This is a genomic window from Natronoarchaeum rubrum (assembly GCF_024494695.1).
The window spans coordinates 200,913-223,740 of sequence record NZ_JANHDP010000007.1 but is presented as its reverse complement, the minus strand read 5'-3'; the positions used below and the strand labels follow the sequence as shown (position 1 = coordinate 223,740).

The 22,828-nt window shown below is 68.1% G+C and carries 26 protein-coding genes; 17 read left to right on the top strand and 9 right to left on the bottom strand.

The window, feature by feature from the left end; translation table 11 throughout:
• Positions 1 to 217: 217 nt before the first annotated feature.
• Positions 218 to 691 carry a DUF7992 family protein gene (locus tag NO931_RS17925; RefSeq protein WP_256393732.1) on the bottom strand — a complete coding sequence of 158 codons (474 nt, stop codon included), beginning with the start codon at positions 689 to 691 and terminating at the stop codon, positions 218 to 220.
• A gap of 1,008 nt (positions 692 to 1,699) precedes the next feature.
• Between NO931_RS17925 and NO931_RS17920 the strand changes: the two genes are divergently transcribed.
• Both NO931_RS17920 and NO931_RS20940 read left to right on the top strand, forming a co-directional pair.
• Entirely contained in the window at positions 1,700 to 1,993 is a 294-nt protein-coding gene (locus tag NO931_RS17920) for an amphi-Trp domain-containing protein (protein ID WP_256393731.1), read from the top strand.
• A gap of 164 nt (positions 1,994 to 2,157) precedes the next feature.
• Complete coding sequence (locus NO931_RS20940; protein WP_445668788.1) at positions 2,158 to 2,313, top strand: DUF7563 family protein; 156 nt, start codon at positions 2,158 to 2,160, stop codon at positions 2,311 to 2,313.
• A gap of 95 nt (positions 2,314 to 2,408) precedes the next feature.
• On the opposite strand, the gene NO931_RS17915 is transcribed toward NO931_RS20940, so the two are convergent.
• Complete coding sequence (locus tag NO931_RS17915) at positions 2,409 to 3,611, bottom strand: RNA-guided endonuclease InsQ/TnpB family protein (protein WP_256393729.1); 1,203 nt, start codon at positions 3,609 to 3,611, stop codon at positions 2,409 to 2,411.
• Between the two features lie 61 nt (positions 3,612 to 3,672).
• Here NO931_RS17915 and NO931_RS17910 point away from each other — a divergent pair, with 61 nt between their 5' ends.
• Complete coding sequence (locus NO931_RS17910; RefSeq protein ID WP_256393728.1) at positions 3,673 to 4,182, top strand: DUF7261 family protein; 510 nt, start codon at positions 3,673 to 3,675, stop codon at positions 4,180 to 4,182.
• Between the two features lie 52 nt (positions 4,183 to 4,234).
• Here the strand turns inward: NO931_RS17910 and NO931_RS17905 are convergent, their stop codons facing one another.
• From NO931_RS17905 to NO931_RS17895, 3 genes are all read right to left on the bottom strand, one after another.
• On the bottom strand, positions 4,235 to 4,606 hold the full coding sequence (locus NO931_RS17905; RefSeq protein ID WP_256393727.1) for a hypothetical protein: 372 nt from the start codon (positions 4,604 to 4,606) through the stop codon (positions 4,235 to 4,237).
• 4 nt (positions 4,607 to 4,610) lie between these two features.
• Positions 4,611 to 6,137, bottom strand: a complete 1,527-nt coding sequence (locus NO931_RS17900) for an aldehyde dehydrogenase family protein (protein WP_256393726.1) — start codon at positions 6,135 to 6,137, stop codon at positions 4,611 to 4,613.
• Positions 6,138 to 6,262: 125 nt separating this feature from the next.
• Positions 6,263 to 7,291 carry a DMT family transporter gene (locus NO931_RS17895; protein ID WP_256393725.1) on the bottom strand — a complete coding sequence of 343 codons (1,029 nt, stop codon included), beginning with the start codon at positions 7,289 to 7,291 and terminating at the stop codon, positions 6,263 to 6,265.
• A gap of 160 nt (positions 7,292 to 7,451) precedes the next feature.
• On the opposite strand from NO931_RS17895, the gene NO931_RS17890 reads away from it, so the two are divergent.
• Together NO931_RS17890 and NO931_RS17885 are read left to right on the top strand one after the other, a co-directional pair.
• A complete protein-coding gene (locus NO931_RS17890; RefSeq protein ID WP_256393724.1) occupies positions 7,452 to 8,399 on the top strand; it encodes an ABC transporter ATP-binding protein in 948 nt (315 codons plus the stop codon).
• A gap of 123 nt (positions 8,400 to 8,522) precedes the next feature.
• Positions 8,523 to 8,696: a glycine zipper domain-containing protein gene (locus NO931_RS17885; RefSeq protein ID WP_256393723.1), complete on the top strand. Its 174-nt coding sequence runs from the start codon at positions 8,523 to 8,525 to the stop codon at positions 8,694 to 8,696.
• A 10-nt stretch (positions 8,697 to 8,706) separates the two neighbouring features.
• Here NO931_RS17885 and NO931_RS17880 read toward each other — a convergent pair whose 3' ends face one another.
• Entirely contained in the window at positions 8,707 to 9,873 is a 1,167-nt protein-coding gene (locus NO931_RS17880; protein WP_256393722.1) for a COG1361 S-layer family protein, read from the bottom strand.
• Positions 9,874 to 9,998: 125 nt separating this feature from the next.
• Here NO931_RS17880 and NO931_RS17875 point away from each other — a divergent pair, with 125 nt between their 5' ends.
• The gene (locus tag NO931_RS17875) at positions 9,999 to 10,799 is read left to right on the top strand and encodes an ABC transporter permease (protein ID WP_256393721.1); all 801 of its coding nucleotides are present in this window, start codon (positions 9,999 to 10,001) and stop codon (positions 10,797 to 10,799) included.
• A 47-nt stretch (positions 10,800 to 10,846) separates the two neighbouring features.
• On the opposite strand, the gene NO931_RS17870 is transcribed toward NO931_RS17875, so the two are convergent.
• Entirely contained in the window at positions 10,847 to 12,067 is a 1,221-nt protein-coding gene (locus NO931_RS17870; protein ID WP_256393720.1) for an FAD-dependent monooxygenase, read from the bottom strand.
• A gap of 84 nt (positions 12,068 to 12,151) precedes the next feature.
• On the opposite strand from NO931_RS17870, the gene NO931_RS17865 reads away from it, so the two are divergent.
• The 3 genes from NO931_RS17865 to NO931_RS17855 all read left to right on the top strand — a co-directional run bounded on the left by NO931_RS17865 (position 12,152) and on the right by NO931_RS17855 (position 14,432).
• Positions 12,152 to 12,805 (top strand): helix-turn-helix domain-containing protein, encoded by a 654-nt coding sequence (locus tag NO931_RS17865; RefSeq protein WP_256393719.1) that lies wholly within the window; start codon positions 12,152 to 12,154, stop codon positions 12,803 to 12,805.
• A 152-nt stretch (positions 12,806 to 12,957) separates the two neighbouring features.
• Positions 12,958 to 13,674 carry a hypothetical protein gene (locus NO931_RS17860; RefSeq protein WP_375142083.1) on the top strand — a complete coding sequence of 239 codons (717 nt, stop codon included), beginning with the start codon at positions 12,958 to 12,960 and terminating at the stop codon, positions 13,672 to 13,674.
• Positions 13,675 to 13,760: 86 nt separating this feature from the next.
• On the top strand, positions 13,761 to 14,432 hold the full coding sequence (locus tag NO931_RS17855; protein WP_256393717.1) for a helix-turn-helix domain-containing protein: 672 nt from the start codon (positions 13,761 to 13,763) through the stop codon (positions 14,430 to 14,432).
• 3 nt (positions 14,433 to 14,435) lie between these two features.
• Here the strand turns inward: NO931_RS17855 and NO931_RS17850 are convergent, their stop codons facing one another.
• Entirely contained in the window at positions 14,436 to 15,173 is a 738-nt protein-coding gene (locus NO931_RS17850) for a DUF8054 family protein (protein WP_310737330.1), read from the bottom strand.
• Complete coding sequence (locus NO931_RS17845) at positions 15,170 to 15,943, bottom strand: nucleotide-binding protein (protein ID WP_256393716.1); 774 nt, start codon at positions 15,941 to 15,943, stop codon at positions 15,170 to 15,172. Before NO931_RS17845 ends, NO931_RS17850 begins: the two co-directional genes overlap by 4 nt.
• A 112-nt stretch (positions 15,944 to 16,055) precedes the next feature.
• On the opposite strand from NO931_RS17845, the gene NO931_RS17840 reads away from it, so the two are divergent.
• From NO931_RS17840 to NO931_RS17805, 8 genes are read left to right on the top strand one after another with little or no spacing between them, the layout of a single operon-like run.
• Positions 16,056 to 16,739, top strand: a complete 684-nt coding sequence (locus tag NO931_RS17840; RefSeq protein WP_256393715.1) for an HAD family hydrolase — start codon at positions 16,056 to 16,058, stop codon at positions 16,737 to 16,739.
• Positions 16,736 to 17,641 (top strand): adenosylcobinamide-phosphate synthase CbiB, encoded by a 906-nt coding sequence (gene cbiB / locus NO931_RS17835; RefSeq protein ID WP_259371627.1) that lies wholly within the window; start codon positions 16,736 to 16,738, stop codon positions 17,639 to 17,641. Before NO931_RS17840 ends, cbiB begins: the two co-directional genes overlap by 4 nt.
• Positions 17,638 to 18,414, top strand: a complete 777-nt coding sequence (cobS, locus tag NO931_RS17830; RefSeq protein WP_256393713.1) for an adenosylcobinamide-GDP ribazoletransferase — start codon at positions 17,638 to 17,640, stop codon at positions 18,412 to 18,414. The genes cbiB and cobS overlap by 4 nt, the downstream gene beginning before the upstream one ends.
• The gene (locus NO931_RS17825) at positions 18,414 to 19,031 is read left to right on the top strand and encodes an NTP transferase domain-containing protein (protein WP_256393765.1); all 618 of its coding nucleotides are present in this window, start codon (positions 18,414 to 18,416) and stop codon (positions 19,029 to 19,031) included. The genes cobS and NO931_RS17825 overlap by 1 nt, the downstream gene beginning before the upstream one ends.
• Complete coding sequence (locus NO931_RS17820; protein WP_256393712.1) at positions 19,028 to 20,104, top strand: nicotinate-nucleotide--dimethylbenzimidazole phosphoribosyltransferase; 1,077 nt, start codon at positions 19,028 to 19,030, stop codon at positions 20,102 to 20,104. The genes NO931_RS17825 and NO931_RS17820 overlap by 4 nt, the downstream gene beginning before the upstream one ends.
• Positions 20,094 to 21,104 (top strand): threonine-phosphate decarboxylase CobD, encoded by a 1,011-nt coding sequence (gene cobD / locus NO931_RS17815; RefSeq protein WP_256393711.1) that lies wholly within the window; start codon positions 20,094 to 20,096, stop codon positions 21,102 to 21,104. Before NO931_RS17820 ends, cobD begins: the two co-directional genes overlap by 11 nt.
• A complete protein-coding gene (locus NO931_RS17810; protein WP_256393710.1) occupies positions 21,097 to 22,125 on the top strand; it encodes an adenosylcobinamide amidohydrolase in 1,029 nt (342 codons plus the stop codon). The genes cobD and NO931_RS17810 overlap by 8 nt, the downstream gene beginning before the upstream one ends.
• Positions 22,118 to 22,828, top strand: a complete 711-nt coding sequence (locus NO931_RS17805) for a cob(I)yrinic acid a,c-diamide adenosyltransferase (RefSeq protein ID WP_256393709.1) — start codon at positions 22,118 to 22,120, stop codon at positions 22,826 to 22,828. Before NO931_RS17810 ends, NO931_RS17805 begins: the two co-directional genes overlap by 8 nt.

Sequence of the window (22,828 nt, the reverse complement as noted above, 5' to 3'; positions counted from 1 at the left end):
TCGATCGTGTCCCCGGTATCTCCGGTGGTGCCTGTACATCCTGCAAGACCGACGAGAAGCACCACGGCGACCACGAGGACCGCTCGGTTCATAATCGGTGTATTCGGGCGGAATGGATGAGTGTTCCGTCCGTGAAGATCAACGAGCAGGAGTGATTACTTGCTACACAGAAAATCTGTATCGTCGGACTCCGTCGAACGGGCTGTAGTGACTGGAATCACTCTTCACGTTTACCGTACGTTTCCTCACCCCACCCATAGTCGGACGCTTCGTCGTTCCGTTCGAGGTAGTCCTCCAAGCTCTCCTGTACCGCTCGGCCGAGATCATCTAACTCGCCGTCAATCATCGAAACCGTGCTCGAATCGAGCGACTCAGTTGCCTCTCGCTCCCGCCAGTCGTCCGGAATCGTTGGCGCATCGAAGCGAAGGTAGTCTTCGGTCGGGTCCCAGTAGAAGTCAAACACCTGGAACAGGCCAAGGTCGCTGACGATTCGAACGTGCTCTTCATCGAGATTCGTGTACTCGGCCCACTCGTTGACTCCCTCCGTCCACGCACCCTCCTGGAGCAGGTCTTCGATGTCCTCGCGGTAGAAGTCCTCCGACCCGAGCGTTTCTTCTTGCCACTCGAACTCGCGCGGCATCCCTCGGTTCGAGAGGTCTGGTGGTTCTGGAACCTCGATATCGAACGCCATACCAGTAGTTCCTCTGGAAAAGCAATAAAGCCAACAGCGGTTCAAACGAGACGGCATGGGACGCCTCTCGCAAGAGAGTATCCCCTTGCTGGATAGCGGCCGCGTATCGGTCGCGCTCGGTGCTTGACAGCAGTCATTGCACCGATGGTCCGTAGTCGTCGGTCGCTATCTGCATTCTGTGGGAGTCGCGGCTGGATGTGGATGATGACCGGATCATAGCCGGTTTGAGGCATCATACGGCGTCAAAACGGCAGCTAGACGGTGCTGCGGTAGTCACGTAGTGTTCATAATCGGCGTTCCGCACCGCAAGAGCGGTGCTGAAAGGGTTTTGTGAGAGTGATCTAGGAAGCATGACGTGACGAAGTCGTGGTGATGCCATTGCGTTGATTGTGTGGTGGAGCGCGTAGCGAGCCAGTTTCTGGCCGTTTCGGACAACTGGGGTGTGAGATCTGTGGCGTCGACGTCGTCAAGCATCCCCGAAACCGCAAGAGGGGAGCAGGTTATGACGTAATAGCTGGCCGTGGATCGAGATCGGCGATTGCACGCTGGTGAGTCCATTCGAGCGATAGCCGCCCGCTGCAGGTGTTTTTACCGAGGTTCCCGAATGGGGGCTTGGTTTCGAGGGCCCGTCCTAGTTGGCTTGCTTTTGCAGATTTAACAGTATTTAGCGGTCCATTGGAATAGATATGATCGATCTGAGGACCCACATAATCAGACTAGAGGAGCTATTAACTGTTCTAAAGCCCCCGTTCTGATTATGAACGCGAGTTAGAAGGGAAGTGCTAAGTTTGGAACAGGACTTGCAGGAGAAAACCAGTGGAGCAATTCTGTTGGACCCCGCAGCGAGTGACAGGTTCATAACTCCCGAGGGTAGTCCAGAAGATCCATTGTTCACTCAATCCAGTGAGGCGCCTTCCGATGACAGTCAATAGACGTGGTGACTACTGCCGATCAAATTTGGTGAAATGAGGCCCGAGATATTTTATGGGCAGTCGTTGTAACTCCGGTATGGCAAACGACCAACAAGAATCTGAGGCCGAAGCGGAATCGGCAGATGACGAGACTGAGCGTGAAGGTGAGCGGGTGATGAGTCGAGCAGACGGGGCGGGAATCCTCCGTGAAGTCGCTGATGGTGTCGAGAACGGGACGGTCGATATCGAAGGGGAAAACAGCTTCACTGTGGCGGTTCCAGAGCACTTCGAGCTGGAAGTCGAGTACGAGGTTACCGACGACGAGGCCGAGTTTGAGGTTGAACTCGAATGGCAGATGGAAGACGGCGAACCGGTATCGGCAAACGAATAAGAGAGTTATTCAGCGGTATGAGTGTTTGATAGGCATATCTAACGACTAGTAGTGTCACTGAATAGGGCCTCGAACGAAGAGAGCGTCCTGATGTTCAACGGAATGTTCAGTCTTAATTTGTCCCAGCAGAAAACTTATAACTATTCCAATACCTCGACTGGACGATGCCAACCTGTAAAAACTGCGACTCCCACGTAACACGGTCGTATGTCCGGGTTTTCACGCCTCGTGATGTCGAGCATCCGCGCGCCTGTCCGAACTGTGATGACCTGACGCGTAGCGGATCAGAGGTTCGAGCGGCACGGTCGTCGAGCAGTTGATGGTCAGACTGAGTAGGCTGAGCACCTCTATAACCATATCCCACATCAAAGTGTGGTTCGCGTAGGATAGCCAAGGAATGGCTTTCAGCGTGTATTTATCTAGTTCTTTGAGATGGATCCGCTCTGATCCCATCCAGTGAGAGGATACCGCTGTTCAAGCGCACACCTACAGGTGCGCCTCCATCGTCTCCAGTTTGGTGACCATGGAGATACTGAACTCCAATATTCTTCGCTGCATTGTAGTCGGCATGATTCTCATATCCACATTCTATACACCGAAACGTCGACTGCGACCGATTCTGATCGTCCGTGTGACCACACGTAGAACAACGTTGTGAGGTATACGTTGGCGAAACCAGATCAACTGATATTCCGTAGGCCTCTGCTTTGTAGGTCACGTACTCGCGGAGTCGTCGAAATGCCCAGATATGGTGCCAACTTGCCTGTGAGAGACGGTCTCTGATATTGACCAGGTTCTCAAATACGATAACACGACATCCATACGTTCGAGCTTCGTTGACAAGCTCGTTGGCAAGCGTATGAAGATACTGGGCAAGGTGATTTGTCTCAGTACTACTGACTGATTTCATCGCCTGATTGGCCCATCGAGTACCACATTGTTGCAATGATTTACGTCGTCGTTCGTACTCACGACGCCAATGGTGAAGCTCAGCTCCTGACCAGAAGCTACCAGTCGAAGTCACAGCGAGATTGTTCACACCAAGATCGACACCGAGGACTGTTCTGTGCTCGGACGAACTCGGTTGTGAAGATGGCTTTTGCATCGTCGCATGAAGATACCAATCAGACCCCCGCTGATGCAGAGTGCTCGTTCTAAACTCAAAGTCAGAGTTCAACAGATAGCGTTGGTGGGGTGATTCTGGGTCATCAGGAAGAACGTACGCACACTCGATGCGCCCCTCAATCGTCGAGAGGGAGACACGGTCTCGGTAGAACGTCGCCGCGCGCTTATCATAGACGATACTATTCGAGTTGAACCTCGGCTTTGAGGTCCGCTGGGAATTGCTTTTACGAGCGACTCCAGAACGAACAGCTTCAATCCCACGTCCAATCGCTTTCTGGACGAGATTTGCGTGCAGGCCAGTATTCGATTTGAGGGAGTCGTACAGTTCCTGATTGGCCGCTTTGATGCTGGTCACACAGGAGCCAGAGTCGTCCCAGGCCCAGTCGCTTGTCTGATTTGCACAGTAACGAAACCGAGAGGCAGTCTCTTCGAGTACAGACACGGCACTAGCTGGGACACTGAGTTTGACTTTGACTGTACGTGTGACCGTCATCGCAGTCCAGTATCGGTCCGTTTTCGGTTATAAACCTCAGCACCCAGACGCCGAAGTCCCTGTGCCGACGCGTGCCCAGCTCGTGCTCGTCGCCGGCGCCGTGATCGCCGTCGGTCTCGCGCCGATCGCGCTGGCCTACGTACAACTCGGCGCCACGCCGGACGCCGGTATCGGAACGTCCGACCGGCCCGGCGAAGACGTCACCCGGGCGCTCGATCGGGCCGTCTTCGAAGCGGCGTCGGGTGTCCCCGGCAATCACTCGTGGAGCGATCGGGAGGCCGCCGTCGCGACGGTCGAGAATCGGCTCGGTCCGCGTCTGGCGACGTTGCGAACGTCGGGACTCCGCGAGGGCGTCGTCCACGAGATCGAGTACAACGAGACAGCCGCGCAGGCGTGGGCTGCAGAGGACTGTCCCGGCGGCCCGGACCGGCAGTTCGGCGACTGCGAGGCGATCGGCGGCGTCGTGGTGCAGGATCGGGGCGGGCGGACGCACGTGCTGGGCGTCGCCGTCGATCTGCGGGTGACGGCGGACCGCCGATCCGCGCGCTCGACGCGACGCATCCACGTCTGAGCGAGCTATCGTCACCGAGCCGTGACGCTCGCATCGGGTGTGCCCCGTGGCGCTATTCGTCGACCGGCCCGTCGAGCGCGAACGTCGCGGGATCGGTCGACCGGCACACCTCGCCGCTGGGATGCCGAGCGACGGCGACCGACCCCGCGTCGTGAGCACGCGCGAACCGACGGACCGGCGTCGCGTCGGCGAACGCGTCCGGGGCGTCGACGTTGATTCGATCCGTCATCCCGTCGGCCTGCAGACACACCCAGCCCGACAGCGCGAGCGCGACCTTCGGGTCCCGATCGTCCCGCTTGGGCGCGACCGCCGACCGGAGGCGCTCGTGCATGCCCGAGGGGACGACGTACGCCGTCCCGTCGGGCGCGACGGCGACCTGCCGGGCGTCGAGGTCGCCCTCGGCCGGCGGGAACGGGACGGACACGATCTCAGTCCAGACTGACGTTGATCGACTTGGTCTGGGTGTAGTGGTCGACTGCTTCCTGAGCGGTCTCGCGGCCGATGCCCGACTGCTTGTAGCCGCCGAAGGGCTGGCCGGCCGGGAAGTCGTTGTAGGTGTTGACCCAGATCTGGCCGGCCTCGATGTCCTTGGCGCACTGGTGGGCCTTCGTGAGGTCCTCGGTGAGGATGCCGGCGGCGAGGCCGTAGTCGACGTCGTTCGCGAGTTCGATCATCTCGTCGTAGTCGCTCCAGGTGAACACCTCCTGGACGGGGCCGAAGATCTCCTCCTGGACCGCCCGGTTGTCGTGGTCGATCTGGTCGATCAGCGTCGGGGCGACGAAACAGCCATCTTCGAGCGCCTCGTCGTCGGGCTGACTCCCGCCGGTGACGAACGCCGCGCCGGCTTCCTCGGCTTCTTCGATGTACCCCATCGTTCGCTCGACCTGCTCAGCGGTCACCTTGGGGCCGAGATCCGTCGATTCGAGCAGCGGATCGTCGACCGTCATCTCCTCGGCCGCCGCGGCGAGCTCGTCGAGGAACTCGTCTTTGATATCCTCGTGGACGAACAGCCGCGAGCCCGCACAGCAACACTCGCCGGTGTTGAAGAAGATCGCGGTGATGGTGGTCTGGACCGCCCGCTCCAGATCGGCGTCGGGGAAGACGACGAGGGGGCTCTTGCCGCCGAGTTCCAGCGTGATGTCGGTGATGTTGTCGGCCGCGCTCTTCATCACCTTACTTCCGATCTCGGTCGAGCCGGTGAAGGCGAGCTTCCGGATGTCGCCGTGATTCGAGAGAGGTTCGCCCGCGTCGGGGCCGAACCCGGTGACGACGTTGACGACGCCGTCGGGGATCACGTCGCCGGCCTCCTCCATCAGTTTGAGGATCGACAGCGGCGTCTCTTCGGCCGGCTTGAGGACGACCGCGTTGCCGGCCGCCAGCGCGGGACCGAGCTTCCAGGCGGCCATCAACAGCGGGAAGTTCCACGGGATGATCTGGCCGACGACGCCGTAGGGCTCCCGGATCGTCTGGAGGTGGCGGCTGTCGTCGGTGTCGACGGTCCGTCCCTCGTGGGCGCGGGCGATCCCCGCGAAGTACCGGAAGTGGTCGGCGACCAGCCCCATGTCGATGCGAGCTTCGGTGATCGGCTTCCCGTTGTCGAGCGATTCGAGTCGCGCGAACTCCTCTTTCTTGTCTTCGACGCGGTCCGCGATGGCGTCGAGCATCGCCTGTCGCTCGGCGTCGGAATACTCGCTGTAGGTCTCGTCGTAGGCCGTCCACGCCGCGTCGACTGCCCGGTCGATATCCTCGGCGTTGCCGGCCGCTACCGCCGCGAGCGTCTCGCCCGTCGTCGGATCGGTCGTCTCGAACGTCTCCCCCGAGGCGCTCTGGACCCACTCACCCCCGATATACAGCTCTCGCCGATCCGGCAGCACTTCGTTCGCAGCCTGCTCGTGTCGCTGGTTGATCGCCGATTTGCGCTCCGCCGGTGCCTGTGTATCGTCATCGACTGACATACGTTAGTTGCTAGTGTAGAATTAGTAATAAACACCGTGTGCGTCGGCTAGACCTCTGCGCTGGTCGAGGGTCGATCACAGCGCCAGACCCCGTCGCAGTCTGTGATTTTTGGCCCCGTCGCAGCTCAGTCGGCGGGGTAGCCGCCCTCCGCACCGTCGTCGACCACGTAGGCGTTGCCCTCGACGACGACGTGCTCGCGCGGGTCGTCGTAGAACGCCGGCACCGCGGTCGAGCCGCGGTGGAGCACGCTCGACCGGATCGCGTCGGCTTTCACCAGCAGGAAGCCGCCGAGGATCAGGCCGAACCCGGCGACCGTGAACGCGGTGATCTGCTCGTCCAGCAGCGCCCAGCCCGCGACGGCGGCGACGACCGGCGTCGCGTAGTTGACCAGACTCGTCTCGCTCGGCCCCACGGCGTCCATCAGCTGGAAGTAGACGAGGAAGCCGATCGCGCTGGCGAACGCGCCGAGGTAGACGAGCGCGAGCAGGCCCGAGTGAGTCCACTCGACGGCGGTGAGGGACTCGCCCGCGAGGCCCGCGCTGATCGCGTGGAGGACGCCGGCGCCGACAAGCAACATCCACGCCTGGATCGACGCCAGCGGGAGCGCGGGCGTGTAGCGTTCGGTCCAGACGGAGCCGATCGCGAAGCTGGCCGCCGAGGCGAGCAGCAGGCCGACGCCGACGAGCTGGTCGCCGAGCGAGCTGGGCGAGGGGTTCGCGACGACCAGCACGCCCAGAAAGCCGAGCACGATCCCGGCGACGCCGTGGATGCGCATTCGCTCGGCGGGCAGCGCGACGACCGCAAAGAGCGCGGTGAGCATCGGCGTCAGCGAGAGCAAGATCGCGCCCAGCGCGCTCGGGACGTACTGCTGGCCGACGAACAGCAGCGCGAAGTGGCCGCCGACCATCAGCGTGCCGCCGATCGCGATCAGTTCCAGATCCGCCCGCGTCCGCGGGAGCCAGCGGCGGCTGCTCGCCGCGACGTACCCCAGCAGGAGCAGGCTGGCGAGGTCGTGACGCAGAGCGGCGAACAGGATCGGCGGGAACGAATCGAGGCCGGCCTTGATCGCCACGAAGGAGGTCCCCCAGACGACGGTCAGCAGGCCGAACAGCGAGAGCGTAGTGCGCGTAGAGGGCATCGTAGAGAGTGACATCGGTAGGGGTCGGTCGCCCTTGAGGCTTCTCCGAATCGTGGGAACACGACCCGTTAGGAACCACGACGAACCGCAGGAGCGCAGTGATCGGTGGACTGGGCCGGCGTACTGATCGCCAGTCCGGGCCGGGGTATAACACTCGCTTCGTCGTAGTTCGCACGTGGCCAGCGACGGTCCGTTCCCGATCGAAGTCGCGGAGCTGACGAAGTACTACGGCGACGTGCGCGGCGTCGAGGACGTCACGTTCACCGTGGCGTCCGGCGAGATCTTCGGCTTTCTCGGGCCGAACGGCGCGGGGAAGTCGACGGCGATCCGCGTGCTACTGGGGCTGCTCAAGCCCACCGACGGCGAGGCACGCGTGCTGGGGCGGGACGTCACCGACCGAGCGGCGCTGCGCGAGGCCAAGCGGTCGGTGGGCTACCTCCCGAGCGACGTGCGCTTCTACGATCGCGTGACCGGGGCCGACGTGCTCGACTACTTCGGGCGGCTGCGCGGCGATCGGCGCCGGGCGGAACTCCTCGATCGCTTCCCCGTCCCGCTCGATCGCAACGTCCGCGCGTACTCCAGCGGGAACCGGCAGAAACTCGCCATCGTCGCGGCGTTCATGCACGATCCTGAGCTGGCGATCATGGACGAGCCGACCGCGGGGCTGGACCCGCTCGTTCAGAACGAGTTCTACGAGCTACTGGAGGAACGCCGCAAGCGCGGCCTGACGAGCTTCTTCTCCTCGCACGTCCTGAGCGAGGTGCGGCGCGTCTGCGACCGCGTCGGGATCATCCGGAAGGGCCACCTGATCGAACTCGACACCGTCGAGAACATCCTCGCGGAGGGCGGTACCGTCGTCACGGCCCGCCTCGCGGAGGAGCCACCGCCCGCCGCGCTGGAGTTCCCGGGCACGTCGAGCGTCGAGCGACGCGACGGGACCTACAGCCTCGTGCTCTCGCGCGAGTTCGACGCCCTGATCGATCGGCTCCACGAGTACACCGTGCTCGACCTGGAGGTTCGCGACGCCTCGATCGAGGACGTGTTCATGCACTTCTACGGGGAGGACGAAGACGCCGGACCCGACGAGGACGCCGAACCGTCCCAGAGGGAGTCTAGCCCCTGAGAGACGAGATCGTCGTCCGCTTCGACCAGTAGAGGTCGCATTTCCGATTCGGGGCTCGACTGCCGTCCGTCTGCCCCGAAACGGGTCGGTAGAGCTATGATTCCGTGCGAGACATGAACTCGGATGAGCAACGACGAGGGAAGCGACGAGATCGACGGGCAGATGATGGGAGTGGGTGTCGCGCTCGGTGCCGGCGTCGGCGCCGCCCTCGGGGTCGCGATGGACGATATCGCGCTGGGGCTCTCGATCGGGATGGGCGCCGGGATCGCGATCGGTGCGGCGCTGGCCAGCCGGTGAGCGGACGGGATCAGCGCCGCCGGAACCACCAGACCGTCGCGATCGCCAGCACGAGCGCGACCGCGACGAACGGTGCGACGGAATCCACGTCCGTCTCATCGTCGGCGTCGGCGACGTCGACCGGGACCGAAACGGGGTCCGCGCTCGCCCGATCTCCGGCGTCGGTCTCCCAGCCGACCGCGATCGACGCGCTCGCGGTGGTCTCGATCGCGTCCGAGGACGACTCCAGCGCGAACCGGACCGTCGCCGACGCGTCGGGTTCGAGCGTCCCGACGTAGGCGGTCGGCGACTCGCTGGTCAGCGGCGGGCCGGTCGCGAGCGTCGCGACGACGCCGGTCGCCGTCTCGTTGCCCTCGTTGGTGATCCGGACGCTGTAGACCCCCGACCCGTCGACGGGGATCTCGCTCTCGACGGGCGTCACGTCGAACGAAACCGCGTCGGTGACCGGGACGCCGAGCACGGCCGGCCCGCTCGGTCCGACAATCTCGGTCTCGTCGTCGTTGTCCCCGTCGTCGCCGTCATCATCGTCGTCGGTGTCGTTGCCGATCCCGTCGTCGTCATCGTCGTCGACGTCGACGGCGTACTGGACCGACGCGAACAGCGGATAGGTGCCCGGCTCGACGGCGGCTGCGCCGACGTCGAGGTCGACCGTCTCGGTCCTGCCGGGCTGGAGTTCCTCGACGTAGACCGATCGGGTCGCCTGCGGCGCGTCCAGCGATCCGAGAATCAGCGCGTCGCCGGGCGTCTGCAGCGTCACGACGAGATCCCTCACCCTACCGTCGCCGTCGTTTTCGACCTCCAGGGAGAGCGTCGTCGACGCCCCCGCGGGGACGGACTGGTTCTCGACGACGGCGACGGTGACGTTCTCGTCGGGCTCGGCGATCGGCGGCGGCCCGGCCGTCGTGGAGTCGTCCGCGGCCGGCGCTCCGGCGTCAGTCCCGGGCTGTGCGTCCGAGTCGTTCTGCGGTGGCGTGCCGTCCTGCTGGTCGGTCGTCGCTCCCGCCGTCGTGTCGTTGGTGGCGCTCTCGTTGTTCGGCGTGCCGTCCTGGAGCGCCGCGTTCGGGGCGTCGGACGGGAGTGCCGCGGCGGCTCCGGCGCCGACCCAGACCACCGCCGCGACCAGCAACAGCCCGGCGACGATCGAACGACGCCGGGGACCGGGTAGCCGGTCGGTCACGGTCGCTCCGCCCCGTTGTCGAGACGACTGGTAGCCACACGTCCAAATCCATGGCGCGATACAAATACGCACGACCCACGCTTACCACCGCGCTCCGCGTCACAGGCTGCTGAGGGGGACGCTCAATGTTCGAGATCACGTCTTTCGAGGCCGGCCGTCGACTTCGGGGATCGGTGCTGCTCGCGATCGCGTTGGTCGCCCTGATCGCACTGACCGTCGGGCTGTTCCCGTCGATCCAGGAGACGGGCGCCGACTTCGACGCCTATCTGGAGTCGCTCCCGCCGGAAGCGCGGCGCGCGTTCGTCGGCAACGTGACGACGCTGACGACCATCGAAGGGTATCTCGTCTCGCAGCTCTACCAGTTCGGCTGGGTGCTGTTGCTCGCGATCTACTACGCCTACGCCGCGGCGGGGACGGTCGCGGGCGAGGTCGAGCGCGGCACCGTCGGCCTGACGCTCTCGCTGCCCGTCTCGCGGACGCGCGTCGTCGTCGGCAAGTACCTCTCGCTCGTTCCGGGGCTGCTCGTCGTCAACGCGATCACGTTTCTCGCGGTCTACCTCGGCGTCGCGCTCGTCGGCGAATCGATCGACGTCGTCGACCTGCTGGCCGTCCACGTCGTCTCGATCCCCTACCTGCTCGCGTGTGCGGGCGTCGGGTTGCTGGCGTCGGTGGCGTTCGACGCGACGCGGCGCGCCCAGACCGCCGGCGCCGGCGCGGTGTTCGGACTGTTCTTGCTCGATACGTTCACGTTCGACACCGACTACGAGTGGCTCGGCGACGTGGCGTTCTCGCGGTACTTCGACCCCGGCGCCATCCTCGTCGACGGCGAAATCTCGGCGGCCGATCTCTCGGTGCTGCTCGTCGCCGTCGTCGTCCTCGTCGTCGCGAGCAGCGAGTACTTCGAACGTCGCGACCTCTCTGGGTGAGCCGAGCGGCGGGCGCCGCGGTCCGTTCGGCGTCGGGCCCACTCGGGTCAGGCGTCCGGACCGCCGTCGGCGACCGCGGCGTCGGGGAGCGTCGTCCGCGAGGCTCGTCGTCGACGGAAACGCCGGAAGAGCGACGCCGGAACGAGTCCGACCGCGAGGTTTCGGAGTCGCGCGCCGAGCGACGACTGGACCGTCCCGAGCCGACCGAGCCGGCGCGACTCGGCGCGGACGCCGTCCGCCCGCGGCTTGCGCTCGGCTTCGTAGGTCTCGAACGCGGCCGCCGGATCGCCGTGCCGGTCGACGGCGTCGGCCAGCGCGAGTCCATCCTCGATCGACTGGGCCGCGCCCTGCCCGGCGAACGGCAACATTCCGTGGGCCGCGTCGCCGGCGAGGACGACCGACCCGCGGGACCACCGGTCGAGCGCCGGCACGTCCTCGAGTTCGGTCGCGAAGACGTCGTCGGGATCGAGCGCGTCGACGACGGCGGGGATCGGTTCTGGGAACGTGCCGAATCGTTCCCGCAGCGCGGCGACGACCTCGCGCGAACCGTCCAGTTCCGCGGCCGTCGACTCGGAGACCGTCGCGAACCAGTAGAACCGGTCGTCGTCGAGCGGAGCGCCGCCGGTGTAGCTCCCCTCGCCCCACACTTCGAGGCCGCGGTCACGGTGCCGTTCGGGCAGATCGACGTCGACGACCGCGCGGTAGCAGACGCCGTCGAGCGATCGCGGCTCGACGTTCGGGACGACGGCGTCGCGCACGGCGGAGTGGATCCCGTCGGCGCCCACGACGACGTCCGGGCTGACCCGCGTCCCGTCCGCGAACCGGACGGTCGGCCGGTCGGCGTCGGTCACCGCAGTACACTCCATCCCGGTCCGGACGGTCGCGTCGAGTTCGTCGAGGAGGATCTTCTGGAGGTCGGCGCGGTGGATCGCGACGAAGCCGTGGCCGAACTCGGCGCGCTCGATTCGATTCAGGTCGAACCGCTTGAGCGCCCGGCCGTCCGGGGCTCGGATCGCGCTGTCGCCGAGCGGGACGCCGGTCTCCCTGACCCGATCGGCGACGCCAAGGCGCTCTAGCACGAGCAGCGCGTTCGTCTGCAAGAGGAGCCCGGCGCCGATCGGCCGGTACTCGGCGGCGGCCTCGTACACCGTCGGCTCCCGGCCCCGTCGTTCGAGCGCGATTGCCGCGGTGAGTCCGCAGATGCCGCCGCCGACGATCGCGACGTCGGTCGCCGCGTCGACCCGCCCGTTCGATCGGGTGCGTCTCATACCTGTTCGTTGGCGGCCGATCGGCAAGCGCCGACTGCAGCGCATCCACGCCTCTTTATGAGGACGGACCGAGCACCCCTCCGTATGCGATACCTTACCGCCCGCGTCGAGCCCGCCGCGGACGCGTTTCACCCGCTCGGGCGAGAGCTCTCGGCGGAGCCGTCGATCGAGCGGGAGGCGATCCACCACGTCGAGTTGCTCGACGACGAGACGGTGCTTCTGTTCGCCGAGGGCAGCGGCGACCGTGACCGGTACGAGGAGATCATGCGCGACTCCGAGTACGTCGCCGACTACCTCGTGTCGGGCGAGGAGCGCTGGACGGCCGTGAGCCAGTTCGAGCCGACGCCGCTGGCTCGCCGGACGCTCGAACTGCAGCGCGACGCCGAACTCGTCGTCGAGACGCCGATCCGCTTCGACGCCGACGGGGCGCTCCGCGTGACCTACCTCGGTAGCGACGCCGCGTTCCGCGAGCTCTACGAGACGGTCGGCGAGGACGCCGACGTCGCCTTCGAGGTGCTCGAAACGGGCGAGTACGACCCGAGCGAGGCGCCACTGACGAGGCTGCTGACGGTCCGCCAGCGGGAGGTTCTGGAGGTGGCGGTCGAGACGGGCTACTACCGGACGCCGCGGGAGGCGACGCTCGAAGACGTCGCCGAGCGGGTCGACGTCGCCCCGACGACCGCCGGGGAGCACCTCCGAAAGATCGAAGAGCGGGTGTTCGGCGCGCTCGTCGCCTGACGAGCGCATACGCTGGGGGAGAACAGTACGCGACGTAGCGTCGGACAAGCCGAAAGCGCACCGCATTGTGCATCGGTAGCTATCGACAAGGTTTAACAGCCGCCGCTCCGACGCACTCGTCCATGACCACGATCCGTGCGACCGTCCGCGGCATGGCCGACCGGGCGAACCCGGCGTTCGCGGTCGGCGCCGTCGCGATCCCGGTCGCCGCGTTCGCGTACGTCCTGCAGTTCGGCACGCTGATCCAGCACACGTTCGTCCACGTGATGGCCGGGATCCTCTGGACCGGCATCGACCTGTTCATGGCGCTCGTGCTCGGCCCGGTGCTGGGCGGGCTGGCCGTCGAGGAGCGCGCGAGCGTGTTCGAGCGATTCACCCCGAAGATGACGTTCCTGATGCCGTCGCTCGCGCTCGTGACGATCGGCGGCGGCGTGACGCTGGCGGTCCGCATCGCGTTCTACGAGAATCTCCAGCCGTGGATCGCGATCCTCACCGCGGCGTCGCTGCTCCCGGCGCTCGCGCTGATCGGTCGGCAGTTCGACGCCTTCGGCGACCGGCGCTGGCAGGCCGCGTTCGGGGTGGCGCTGGTCGGTAGCGGCACCTACCTCGCGGCGACGCTGCCCGAGTTCGCGATGACCGAACCCGCGATCGTCGTCGCCATCGCGATCGTGATCGTCCTCAGCGTGCTCGGCTTCGGCGTCTTGCTGCCCGGCGAGGTGCGAATGTACCGTCAGATGGTCTCGGCGAACCCCGATCCGGACGTGATCAGTTCGATCGGGATGCGAAACGCCCGGCTCAGCGGCGTTCAGGGCGCCTTTCAGCTCGCAATCGTCGTCGTGATGGTGTACCTGCGCTACGGCGGCTTCTGAATCGGACGCGCGAACGTATCAGAACCCCGTACGTCAGCGAAACGAGCCGTTCGTGCCTTTATGGGGAGGTTCGTGGTACGGCACGCATGAGCACGATCGCGGAGATCCGCATTCCCACCGACGAGTTCGTCCTCCGCGAAACCCTGGACGCCGTCCCCGACGCCGAGTTCGAGGTGATGCGGGTCGCCGCCCACGGCAGCAACGACGTGATCCCGTTCCTGACGGCGCGCGCGCCGGCACAGGACGAGTTGGAGAGCGCGCTCGACGACGACGGCTCGATCGCGAACGTCACACGGCTGGCCGACAGCGACGAGGAGTGGCTCTACCAGATGGAATGGGTCGAGGACATCCGCTTCATCCTGCACGTACTGACCGAGGAAGAGGGGACGATCCTCTCGGCGTACGGCAACGGCGACGGCTGGCATCTCCGGATCCTCTTTACCGACCGGGAATCGCTGTCGGCGACGTTCGAGTTTTGCGACCAGCAGGGGCTCTCGCTGGACATCGAGCGCATCTACGAACTCGAAGACGCCACCCGACGGGGGCAGTACGGACTGACCGCCGAACAGCTGGATACCCTGGAGACGGCCTACGATCGAGGGTTCTACGACATCCCGCGCGAGCAGCCGATGAACGCGCTGGCCGACGAGCTGGGTATCTCCCATCAGGCGCTCTCCGAGCGGCTTCGGCGAGGGCATCGAAACCTGATCGAGAACACGCTCGTGATCGGCGAGGCGGACGGGCCGACGGAGCGGTGAGACTCAGTCGGCGTCGTCCCGAGCGGTGAGCGTGTCGCCCGATCGTTCGTCCGCCCGGCCGTCGCCCGATTGTTCGTCCTCCCGGCCGACGTGCGACCGGTCGTCGTGGTTCGGCAGCTCGCTCGTCGCGTCGGCCGCATCCTGCTGTTCGTCCGACCGTTCGTCGCCGTCGACCAACTCGTCGGCCAGCCCCCACTCCCGGGCGCGCTGTTCGGCCTCCTCCCGTGCTTGCTCGCGGATGGCGTCGATCTTCTCGCCGTTCTCCAGAAACGTCGCGACGGGATCGTCCCGATCCTCGGCCGCACCGGGCGCGTCGGCGTCAGCGCCCGCGGCGTCGTCCAGACCGAGCGCGCGGGCCCGCTCCCGCGTCCGATCCGCGAGGTCCGGATCGCCGGCGACGCGCTCGGCGGGTATGCCCGGGGGAACCGTCAGTTCGGGCGTGTCGTGCAGGTCGGCCACGTCGGCGGCAGAAAGCTCGAACACGTCGACGCTGTAGGGGCCGGGCACGGCGATATCGGCCAGCGCCTCGACGCCGCCGCGGTCGGTTCCGGTGTGGTAGGCCAGCACCGGGACGCCGTCCTCGAACGTCAGGACGCCGCGCTCGTCGGCGTCAAGCAGCAGGGCGTCCTGCGGTTCCAGCAGCGCGTAGCCGGTGAGCCCGCGATCGAGCATCGTCGCCATCGCCGTGCCCGGGGTCGACACGACCCGCGAGCGGACCAGCTGCCCGCGGGGGAGCTTCATGGCCGTTCGGGGACGACGGCGCTGCGAAAGCGGTCGGCGACCGCGCCGGAGTCGCCGTCGTCGACGGTCAGTTCGTCGGCGGCCGCGCGAAACGCCGTCGCGGCGGGCGAGTCGGGGGCGTACGCGAGCAGCGGTTCGCCCGCGGCGCGGGCGTCGTCGGCGGCGGTCGATTCGGGGACCTGCCCGAGGATCGGCCCGTCGAAGTACTCCCGCGTCCGGTCGGCGACGGCGTCGACCCGCGATCGCTCGCGGACGCGGTTGAACACCACGCCCGCCGACCCCGTGCCGTAGGAGCGGGCGTACTCCTGGACCTTGAGCCCGTCGCTGAGCGCGGGGATCGTCGGCTGCAGCACCGCGATCGTCCGGTCGGCGAGCACGATCGGCAGGACGGCGCTCTTCGAGCCCAGCGCGGCCGGCGAGTCCAGCAACAACACGTCGGTGTCGGCCGCCAGCGTCGCGACGACCTCGCGGAGCCGTTCGGGATCGGCCGCCTCGAACCCCGCGAGGCTCGTCCCGCAGGGCACGACGCGCAGTCCGTGGCGTTCGTAGGTCGCCGCCGCGACCGGCACGTCGGCGTCCCCGACGAGCAGATCGTGTAGCGTCGTCTCGACGTCGGACAGGCCGGCGTGGAACAGGAGGTTCGCCATCCCCGTGTCCGTGTCGACGACCGTCACGTCGTGCTCCTCGGCCAGCGCCATTCCGAGCGCCAGCGTGGCGGTGGTCTTGCCCGTGCCGCCCTTGCCGCTCGCGACCGCGAACGCCTCGACCATTGCCGGAGGTGTTCTCCCACCGACCAATAAATTTTCGCATGTGAGTATGAATATAACCAAACAGACGACGCCGACCGCGGTATTCAAGTAGACTTGCACTAATCCGTCGACAGTGGCAGTCTCGTTCGATCTATTCGGGACGCTGGTCGCCGCCGAACGACCGGCGTCGCCGGCGCGCGCCGTGGCTCGCGAACTCGCAGAGCGCGGCGGCTCGGTGCCCGACGACTGGCCGGCCGCCTACGCGGAACCGCACGTCGACGCGCCGGAGGGCGCCGAAATCGCCCTGCCGGAGCACGTCCGCGCCGCACTGGCGAGTCGCGGCGTCGACGCCACCGAGGATGTCGTCGTCCGCGAGGCGGTCGTAGCGGCGTTCGACCGCCCGGTCCGGACGCGCTCGGGCGCGGTCGCAGCGGTCGACGCGGCGGCCGAGCGCGGCCCGGTCGGCGTGCTCTCGAACTGCAGCGTCCCGGGGCTGGTCGAGCGCGCCCTCGACCGCTCGGCCCTCGACCCGGCCGTGTTCGACGCCGTCGTCGCCAGCGTCGACTGCGGGTGGCGAAAGCCCGATCGGCGAGCGTTCGCGGCGATCGCCGACGAACTGGACGTCGGCGTCGAGGCGCTCGTCCACGTCGGCGACGATTCGCGAACCGACGGCGGGATCGAGCGGCTCGGCGGGACGGCGATCCCGCTCGACGACGTTCCGCTGTCGGCGGTGCCGGAGCGGCTCGACGCCGAGGCAGGGCGGCGTGACGCCGAGACTGAGCGGTCGGACCCCGAGGAGGGATCGCCGTGTCGCTGATCGCCGCCGGCGCGATCGCGCTCGCGGCCGCGCTGGACTGGCTCGTCCGCGAGCCGCCCGCGAGCCTGCATCCGGTCGCGCTGTTCGGCCGCCTGATCGAGCCGCTGGATCGGGACTGGACGCTCCCGCGGTCGGTGAGCTTCTGGATCGCACTGCTGTGTCCGCTCGCGGCCGGACTGGCAGTCGGCGGCGTCGTCGCGCTCGGCTCGCTCGTGCATCCCGTCGCCGGCGGCGTCCTGGCGGGGCTCGCGCTGTTCGCGACGACGAGCCTGCGGATGCTGCTCGACGAGGCCGCGGGCGTCGTCGCGGCGAGCGATACCGACGTCGAAGCCGCTCGCGAGCGGCTGCCCGCGCTGGCGGGACGGGATGCGACCGACCTCTCGGCGGGCCACCTGCGGAGCGCCGCGGTCGAGAGCGCAGCGGAGAACCTCGCGGACGGGCTGGTCGCCCCGCTGGGCGCGTTCGCCCTGCTCGCGCCGGAGTCGCTCGCCCTCGCCGCGGGCGCGGCGGCGTGGGTCAAGGCCGTCAACACGCTCGACTCGATGCTCGGCTACCCCTCGAAACCCCACGGCTGGCTCTCCGCGCGACTCGACGACGCCGTGATGTGGCTTCCCGCCCGCCTGAGCGCGCTGTTGCTGACGATCGTCGCGCGCTCGCCCGACCCGATGCTGGCCGCGCGCCGGTGGGCCGACGCGCCGCCCTCGCCGAACTCCGGCTGGCCGATGGGCACCGTCGCCAGCGCGCTGCAAGTCAAGTTAGAGAAGCCCGGCAGCTACACGCTCAACGGCGTCGCCTCGCTCCCGACGGTCGACGACGCCGAGCGCGCGATCTCGCTGGTCGGCTCCGCCGGGCTAGCGGCGTACGGCGTCGCGATCCTCTGGGAGGTGCTCGTCTGGGCATGAGCCGGTTCCCAGCGCTCTCGGGCGCCATCGGCTTTCTCACCCGGCTGCCGGCCGGCCGGGACGCCGACGCGTGGGACGCCTTCGCCGCGACGCCGGCGGCGTTTCTCCCGGTAGGTTACCTCGTCGGCGGCGTGGCCGCGCTCGCGCTGGCCGTCCCCGCGCCCGACCCGGCGAGGGCCTTCCTCTACGTCGTTGCGATCTACGGCGTGACCGGAATCAACCACGTCGACGGCGTCGCGGATCTGGGCGACGCCGCGGTCGTCCACGGCGACCCCGAGCGCCGCCGCGAGGTGCTGAAAGACACGACCGTCGGTGTCGGCGCCGTCCTCGCGGTCGCGCTGGTCGTCGCCGGCCTCGCGCTGGCGGCGCTCGCGCTCGCAGGGCTGTCCTGGTCGATCGCCGCCGGAATCGTCGTCGCCGCCGAGGTCGGCGCGAAGCTCGGGATGGCTGCGCTGGCCTGTCTGGGCGACGCGCCCCACGACGGACTGGGCTCGACGTTCACGGCCATCAACAGTCCTCGCTCGCTCGTCGTTCCCGCGCTGCTCACCGCGCCCGCCGTCGCGCTGACGTGGCCGAGTCCCGCCGCGACTGGAGCGCTCGCCGGGGCGCTCGTCGCGACTGCCGCCGTCCTGCGCTGGTCGAACCGCGCGCTCGGCGGGGTCGGCGGCGACGCGTTCGGCGCGACCAACGAACTCGGACGGCTGGCGGGGCTGTACGGCGGCCTGATCGCGTGGTCGATCCTCCCGGAGGTGCTCCCGTGGACGCTCTCGTGATGTGCGGCGGCGAGGGGCGCCGCCTCGCGGCGTCGGTCGATCGGGAGACGCCCGAGGACCGCATCGAGAAGCCGCTGTTCGAAGTCGGCGGACGGCCGATGATCGACCGGGTGCTGGCCGCGCTCGACGCCGGCGCGGTCGACGCCGTTCACGCCGCGGTGTCGCCCGCCGCACCCGAGACGCGCGAACATCTCGACGGCCGCGTCGATCTGATCGAGACGCCGGGCGAGGGGTACGTCGCGGATCTCGGGAGTGCGCTCGACGAGATCGGCGCGCCCGTTCTCACGGTCGCGGCCGACCTCCCGCTGCTGGGCGCCGACCTCGTCGACGCCGCGCTCGCGGCCCACGACGGCGGCGCGCTGACCGTCTGCGTCCCCGCGGAACTCAAGCGTCGGCTCGGCGTCGGCGTCGACGCGGCGTTCGATCCCGCGGAGTTGGACGCTGACGTGGCGGGAGCTAGTTCTCCACGCCCCGCCGAGTTCGCCCCGACCGGGCTCAACGTCGCGACCGACGACGAGACAACTTGCACTGACACCATGTTTCTGAGCTACGACGCGCGGCTGGCTGTGAACGTGAACCGGAAGCGAGACGCCGAAATCGCGGAGGCGCTGCTGTGAGGCTCGTCCTCGCGGCGGGATCGACCCGCACGGCCGGGATCGAGGGGATCAGCGCGGCCGGCGCGACGCGGGAGCTGATGGCCCACACGCCCGCGATCGACGCCGAGATCGTCGCCTACGGCCGGCCGATCACCGGCAACCACGTCCCCGTGAGCCCGACCGGCTGCCCGACGCCCGCGGTCCTGACGCGAGCGGTCCGCGAGGCAGTCGGCTTCGATCTCACGGTCGTCGACGCCGGGCTGGCCGCCGAGACTGGCGCGCCGACGGTCGGCGTCGACGCCCGACCGGGACGGGACGTCCGCGACCCGGTCGCGGTGCCGGACGCCGGCGAGACCGTCGATGCGGCCCGCAAGTTCGGGGGCGCGCTCCCCGACGACGAGCTGCTGATCGGCGAGACGATCCCCGGCGGCACGACGACGGCGCTCGGCGTCCTGACGGCGCTGGGCGAGTCGGTCGGCGTTTCCTCGTCGCTCGCAGAGAACCCCACCGATCTCAAGCGCCGGGTCGTCGACGACGCGCTGGCAGAGAGCGGCGTCGAGCCGGGCGACCTCGCGGGCGATCCAGTGGAGGCGATCCGACGCGTCGGCGATCCGGTGCTGGCGTCCGTCGCGGGGCTGGCGATCGGCGCCGCGGCGTCGGGCACGGCGGTCACGCTGGCCGGCGGCACCCAGCTCGTCGCCGCCGCCGCGCTGGTGCGCCACGCCGGGGTCGAGGTGCCGCTCTCGCTCGCGACGACGTCGTTCGTCGACGACGACCCGAACGTCGATCTGGACGCCGCCGCCCGGGAGTTCGACCTCGACCTCACCGTCACCGACCCCGGCTTCGACCGGTCGGACCACGTCGCGATGGCCCGGTACGTCGCCGGCGAAGCCAAGGAGGGCGTCGGAACGGGCGGTGCGCTGGCGCTCGCCGATCGATCCGACGCGTCGATGGCGGCGGTGCGCGACCGGATCGCGGCGGTGTACGATCGGCTGGACGTCGACGCGGCCGCGTCGGTGTCCGACGACGCCGAGGATTCGGCGTCCGGCGGCATCGGCGATTCGTCGTTCGGAGGTGACGGCGGTGGAGCCTGACGCCGTCCGACGCGGCGAGCGCGTCCACCACGGCGGGGAGCCGGACCCGAACGTGCTCGACTTCAGCGCGAACGTCAACACCCGGACGCCCGACGGCGTCGAGGCGGTCTACCGCGAGGCGCTTTCGCGCTCGCGCCGGTACCCCGACGACGAGTATCCCGATTTCCGCGCCGCCGCGGCCGAGTACGTCGACTGTGCTCCCGAACAGGTCATCCCGACGCCCGGCGGGCTGGCGGCGATCAGGCTCGCGATCGAGGTCACGCTGGAAGCGGGCGATCGTGCGCTCGTTCCGGCGCCGAGCTTCGCCGAGTACGCCCGCGAGGTGCGCCTGCAGGGCGCCGAGCCGGAGTTCGTCGCCCACGACCGGCTGCTCGATGCCGACCCCGCTGAGTACGATCTCGCGATCGTCTGCAATCCCAACAACCCGACGGGCGACGCGTACGACTCCGGCGCCCTCCACGAGTTCGCGGACGGCTGCGCGGCCGCCGGGACGCCGCTGCTGGTCGACGAAGCGTTTCTCGGCTTCACCGACCGCCCCTCGCTTGCGGGCCACGAGGGCGCGATCGTCGCCCGCTCGCTGACCAAGCTGTTCGGCCTGCCCGGGCTCCGCGCGGGGTTCGCGGTGGCGACCGGCGAGCGCCGCGACGACCTCGCGACGGCCCGGCGAGCCTGGAACCTTGGGACGCCCGCCGCCGCGGTCGGCGCGCACTGCCTGCGCGACGACGCGTTCGTCGCCGAGACGCGCGATCGCGTCGCCGCCGAGCGCGCCCGACTGGAGGAGGCGCTCGACGACCGGTTCGACGTCCACACGTCCGACGCGCCGTTCCTCCTGCTGGACTGCGGCGACCGGGACGTTGATACCCTGCTCGATCGCGCCCGCGACGCCGGCATCGCCCTGCGGGACGCCCGGACGTTCCGCGGGCTGGATTCTCATATTCGAGTGGCCGTCAAAGACGAAGCTGCCAACGACCGGCTGCTGGAGGTGCTCGCAGATGGCTGAGGACGGGTCGATCTCCGATCGGGACGCCGCGCCGACGCCGGAGATCGACGTGCGCGACGGCGTCCTCCGGCTTCGAGCGCCCGGCGCGACGTGGCTCTCGACGGGCTGGCGCGGCGGCCGCCGGGACGCCGACGCGGCGTACAATATCTCGGTGCCAACCGGCTGGGACCGGACCGACCTCGACGCCTACGTCGACGAGCGGCTGGACGCCGCGGCGTTCGACGCCGACGAACGGAGTTCGTCGAGCCCCGATTCGGCTTCGCCTCATCGGGACGCCGACGAGCGAGACTCGTCGAGCCCTGACTCGCAGACTCGTCAGGACGCCGCTGGACGGGAGTCCAGCGAGCCCTCGGTCGCTGGCGCTCCCGAGGACGCCGACGGCCCGGCGCTGCTGACCGGCGTCGCGATGGAGCACGCCCGGGCAGCGCGCCTCGACGCCGATCCGGACGCCGACGCGAACGCGTCGGTGCTGGCGGTCGCCACCGCCGGCGTCTCGAATCCGGCCGCGCTGTTTCCGGACGAGCGCGAGGACGCCGACGCGGCGTCGAGCCGAGCGAGCGACCGCTCCCCGGACGAGCACGGGCCGGGGACGGTCAACGTTCTGTTGTACGCCGACCGGACGCTGACCGAGGGCGCGCTCGCGAACCTCGTCGCGGTGGTCGCCGAGGCGAAGGCCGCCGCGCTGGTGCGCGAGGCGGGGTTCCCGGGGACCACGACCGACGCGGTGATCGTGGGCTGTCCGGCGGTTGCGGAACCCGGCAGCGGCGCGGACAGTGAGAACAGCGTCGCCCGCTTCTCCGGCAGCGGGACGCCGATCGGCGCCGCGGCGCGGGCCTGCGTCCGAGACGCAGTGCTCGCGAGCCTGCGATCGCGCTACGCCGACCGCGAGATTCCTGCGACCGTCGCCGACGCGGAGTACGGCGTCGCGACGACCCGTTCGGCCGAGGTGTTCGAGCCGGCGGCAGCGGCGTCGAGCGAGGCGAGTGCGACGACCGACCGATCTTTCGATACCCATGAGTGACGATCAGACCACCGACGACGGGAGCCGAGGCGAACAGAGCAACGGGAGCGCCGGCGACGCCGACGCCGAGCGCGGCCCTCAGGGTCGAGCGCTGGCAGCCGAGCCGATCGAACCGAGCGACCCTGAGGAGTTCGGGCTGGTGCAGGCCTGGTGGGGCGGCGGCAAGGGCAAGACGACCGCCGCGATGGGGATGGGGATGCGGGCGGCCGGTCACGGCTACCGCGTCCACATGCTCCAGTTCATGAAGGGCGGGACGAACACCGTCGAGGACGTCCGCGGGGAGTACAACGCCATCGAGCACGTTCCCGGCTTCACGTACGAGAACGCCGGCCACTACGGCTGGCACGGCTTCGGCGCCGCGAGCGACGACGAGGATCACGAAGCCGAAGCCGAGGCCGGGCTGGAGCGTGCTTGCGAGCTGATCGACGGCGAGGGGCTCGACGAGGACGACGACACTGACCACGATCGGCTCCACATGCTGATCCTCGACGAGGTGCTGTACGCCGCCGACCGCGGGCTGGTCGAGCCCGACGACGTGCTCGGGCTGATCGAGGACAAGCCCGACGACCTCGAACTCGTGCTGACGGGGAGCCACGAGGAGCCGACCTATCTGCTCGACGCTGCGGATCTCGTGACCGAAGTGCGCAAGCACAAGCACCCGATCGACGCGGGCCAGCCGGCCCGGAAGGGGATCGAGTTCTGA

Bases quoted from the DNA above. Each gene is read 5' to 3' on its own strand.
- NO931_RS17895 (WP_256393725.1), bottom strand. From the start codon at position 7,291: ATGTCACTCTCTACGATGCCCTCTACGCGCACTACGCTCTCGCTGTTC.
- NO931_RS17860 (WP_375142083.1), top strand. From the start codon at position 12,958: ATGGCCGACCGGGCGAACCCGGCGTTCGCGGTCGGCGCCGTCGCGATC.
- NO931_RS17900 (WP_256393726.1), bottom strand. From the start codon at position 6,137: ATGTCAGTCGATGACGATACACAGGCACCGGCGGAGCGCAAATCGGCG.
- NO931_RS17915 (WP_256393729.1), bottom strand. From the start codon at position 3,611: ATGACGGTCACACGTACAGTCAAAGTCAAACTCAGTGTCCCAGCTAGT.
- NO931_RS17870 (WP_256393720.1), bottom strand. From the start codon at position 12,067: ATGAGACGCACCCGATCGAACGGGCGGGTCGACGCGGCGACCGACGTC.
- NO931_RS17855 (WP_256393717.1), top strand. From the start codon at position 13,761: ATGAGCACGATCGCGGAGATCCGCATTCCCACCGACGAGTTCGTCCTC.
- NO931_RS17920 (WP_256393731.1), top strand. From the start codon at position 1,700: ATGGCAAACGACCAACAAGAATCTGAGGCCGAAGCGGAATCGGCAGAT.
- NO931_RS17850 (WP_310737330.1), bottom strand. From the start codon at position 15,173: ATGAAGCTCCCCCGCGGGCAGCTGGTCCGCTCGCGGGTCGTGTCGACC.
- NO931_RS17810 (WP_256393710.1), top strand. From the start codon at position 21,097: ATGGCTGAGGACGGGTCGATCTCCGATCGGGACGCCGCGCCGACGCCG.
- NO931_RS17845 (WP_256393716.1), bottom strand. From the start codon at position 15,943: ATGGTCGAGGCGTTCGCGGTCGCGAGCGGCAAGGGCGGCACGGGCAAG.
- NO931_RS20940 (WP_445668788.1), top strand. From the start codon at position 2,158: ATGCCAACCTGTAAAAACTGCGACTCCCACGTAACACGGTCGTATGTC.
- NO931_RS17885 (WP_256393723.1), top strand. From the start codon at position 8,523: ATGAGCAACGACGAGGGAAGCGACGAGATCGACGGGCAGATGATGGGA.
- NO931_RS17875 (WP_256393721.1), top strand. From the start codon at position 9,999: ATGTTCGAGATCACGTCTTTCGAGGCCGGCCGTCGACTTCGGGGATCG.
- NO931_RS17825 (WP_256393765.1), top strand. From the start codon at position 18,414: ATGTGCGGCGGCGAGGGGCGCCGCCTCGCGGCGTCGGTCGATCGGGAG.
- NO931_RS17805 (WP_256393709.1), top strand. From the start codon at position 22,118: ATGAGTGACGATCAGACCACCGACGACGGGAGCCGAGGCGAACAGAGC.
- cobS (WP_256393713.1), top strand. From the start codon at position 17,638: ATGAGCCGGTTCCCAGCGCTCTCGGGCGCCATCGGCTTTCTCACCCGG.
- NO931_RS17865 (WP_256393719.1), top strand. From the start codon at position 12,152: ATGCGATACCTTACCGCCCGCGTCGAGCCCGCCGCGGACGCGTTTCAC.
- NO931_RS17925 (WP_256393732.1), bottom strand. From the start codon at position 691: ATGGCGTTCGATATCGAGGTTCCAGAACCACCAGACCTCTCGAACCGA.